This window comes from Streptomyces sp. 13-12-16, from assembly GCF_002114215.1.
GTDB lineage: Bacteria > Actinomycetota > Actinomycetes > Streptomycetales > Streptomycetaceae > Streptomyces.
The window spans coordinates 2,988-5,534 of sequence record NZ_NCTE01000692.1 but is presented as its reverse complement, the minus strand read 5'-3'; the positions used below and the strand labels follow the sequence as shown (position 1 = coordinate 5,534).

Below are 2,547 nucleotides of genomic sequence, written 5' to 3'. Positions count from 1 at the left end.
CGGCGAGGACCTCCCCGCCCCGCGCGCCGGGCGGACCCGGGGCGGGACCACCGCTCAGCCCGACGGGACCAGCACCGGGGCCGGTGCCGGGATCAGTGCCGGGCCGGGATCAGCGGCCGTCGGAGATGGCCGCGACGCCGGCCCGGGCGAACTTCTCGTCCAGGTCGCCGGAGGGCGCGCCCGCCACGCCGATACCCGCGATGGGCGCGTCGGAGGACGCGACCGGGGCGCCGCCCGCCAGGAACAGCGTCCCCGGGATGTCCTTCAGCGTGGGCACCGACTCCAGGCGCTCGACCAGCTGGGAGGTGGGCGCGTTCCAGGAAACGGCGGTGTAGGCCTTCTTGATCGCGGATTCGTAGGCCTGCGGCCCGGCACCGTCACCACGCAGGGTGACGATCGTGTTGCCGTTGCGGTCCACCACCGCGACGCTCACCCGCTGCCCCTCCTTCTGCGCGGCCTTCAGCGCCGCCTCAGCGGCGTCGGTGGCGGCGGCGACCGTCAGATGGGTGCTGGTGGCCGTGGCCTTCCCCTTCACCGCGGCGGAGGCCACGGCCGGAGCGGCGGCCGGGGTCTCGGCGGAGGCGGACACGGCGCCGGTCACACCGGCGCCCACCGCCGCCAGGGCCGCCACCGAGGTGACGGCCTTGGCACGGGTGGAGAACTTCTTGGCCTTGTGCTGCATCAGGACAACTCCCCAGTCATGTCGCGTTCCCCCGTCCCGGGGGCGGGCCGTGTCGCGGCCTCGCCCGTCCGGTGCGGGCGGATGCAGCGCTTCCTGCGCTGTGCTTCCAGCCTCGGCCCGCCCACCCCGCGCACCCGTCGGCGTAGCGGCTGGTTCCGGCACGCGGGACGGTCGATGCCGGGGTCATCCGATCGGTTGACCCCACCGGGTGACGGCGGGGCGACAATGTCAGTACTTGCCCAGTCCGGCAGCCATGTCCGTACGTCCCGATGTCCGGGCGGGAGGAACACCCCATGTTGTCGTCCAGGAGCCGAGCCTCCCGCGCCCGCCCGCAAGCCGTCGACGGCGAGGCACGCAGACTCGCGCTCGTCATCCATCTGGCGTTCTTCCTGCTGCTGGCCTCCGCGCTGGTCCGCTACGTGCTGCGGCACGGCGCCCAGCCCCAGGTGCCCGCCGTCCTCGCCCTGGCCGGCGTGCTGGCCGTGCTCTACGTCGTGGGCCGGCGCACGGCTGCTCCCCCGCCCGCGACCGGCCCGCCCGGTCCCCAGGACTCCCCCGCGGCTCCCACCGCCTCCGCGGCCGGGATCCCCGACGTCCCCACCCTCTCCGGACGGCCGCCCCTGGCCGGGCTGGTGTGGCTCGGCACACTGGTGGCGGTCTGGGCCGTGCTGGTCGCCCTGGCGCCCAGTTTCGCCTGGTGCGCGGTGCCGCTCTTCTACACCGCGTTGCGGACCCTTCCGACGCGCGCCGCGTACACGCTGGTGGCGTTCTTCACCGTTTTCGTCGTCGTCGCCCAGCTCCGGCTGGCCGACCGTGTCGACATCGACGCGGTGGTCGGCCCGCCCGCCGTGGCCCTCCTGGCGACCGCGGTCTTCACCCACATGGACCGTCAGGCGACACGTCAGGCCGCCCTGATCCGCGACCTGGTGCGCACCCGCCGCGAACTGGCCGCCACCGAACGCCGCGAGGGCACCCTCGCCGAGCGTCAGCGGCTGGCCATGGAGATCCACGACACCCTCGCCCAGAGCCTGTCCAGCCAGCGGATGCTCCTCCAGGCGGCCGACCGGGTGTGGCGCACCGATCCCCGGCAGGCACAGGCCCACGTTCGCACGGCCGCCTCGATCGCCGAGAGCAGCCTCACCGAGGCCCGCCGGTTCGTGCACGACCTGGCGCCGGCCGATCTCGCCGAGGGCGGTGGCCTGGAAGCGGCCCTGCACGGCCTGGCCTCCCGCGAGAGCACGGCGGAACGCACCGTGACCTGCGTGGTCGACGGCGCACCCGGACCGGGTCTGCCGGACCGGGTGCAGTCCGCGCTGCTGCGCATCGCACAGGGGGCCCTTGCCAACGTCCGCGAGCACTCCGGCGCCACCCGGGCCGCCCTCACCCTCACCTACCTGGGTGACCAGGTCCGTCTGGACGTCGCCGACAACGGTCGCGGCCTGGATCCTTCAGCCCTGCCGGAGCGTGCCGCCGGAGTCCGTGGACACGGGATGCCCGCGATCCGCGCCCGGGTCGGCCAACTGGGCGGCACCCTCACCGTCGAGTCGGCGCCCGGCGACGGCACCGTCGTCTCCGCCGCCGTACCCCTCCACACCACCCCCAGCGAAGCGGAGGCCCCCGCACCATGACCCGCCCCGACCCCACCGGTCCCATGGACCCCTCCGAACCCGTCGAACCCGCCCCCGTCCGGATCGTGCTGTGCGACGACCACGCTGTGGTCCGCGCCGGGCTGCGCGCCCTGCTGGACAGCGCCCCGGGCATCGAGGTGGCAGGGGAGGCGGACAGCGGGGCGGAGGCCGTCGCGCTCGCCGTGAAGCTCACTCCGGACGTGGTCCTCATGGACCTGCAGCTGGGTGAGGGCATCG

General features: G+C 74.8%; 3 protein-coding genes. 2 read left to right on the top strand and 1 reads right to left on the bottom strand.

The window, feature by feature from the left end:
- Positions 1-109: 109 nt before the first annotated feature.
- Positions 110-682 carry a heme-binding protein gene (locus tag B7767_RS26410; RefSeq protein ID WP_085574379.1) on the bottom strand — a complete coding sequence of 191 codons (573 nt, stop codon included), beginning with the start codon at positions 680-682 and terminating at the stop codon, positions 110-112.
- A gap of 293 nt (positions 683-975) precedes the next feature.
- Here B7767_RS26410 and B7767_RS26405 point away from each other — a divergent pair, with 293 nt between their 5' ends.
- Together B7767_RS26405 and B7767_RS26400 are read left to right on the top strand one after the other, a co-directional pair.
- The gene (locus B7767_RS26405) at positions 976-2,310 is read left to right on the top strand and encodes a sensor histidine kinase (RefSeq protein ID WP_085574378.1); all 1,335 of its coding nucleotides are present in this window, start codon (positions 976-978) and stop codon (positions 2,308-2,310) included.
- On the top strand, positions 2,307-2,547 hold a 241-nt coding region (locus tag B7767_RS26400), incomplete at its 3' end, for a response regulator transcription factor (protein WP_373408242.1). The genes B7767_RS26405 and B7767_RS26400, both read left to right, overlap by 4 nt.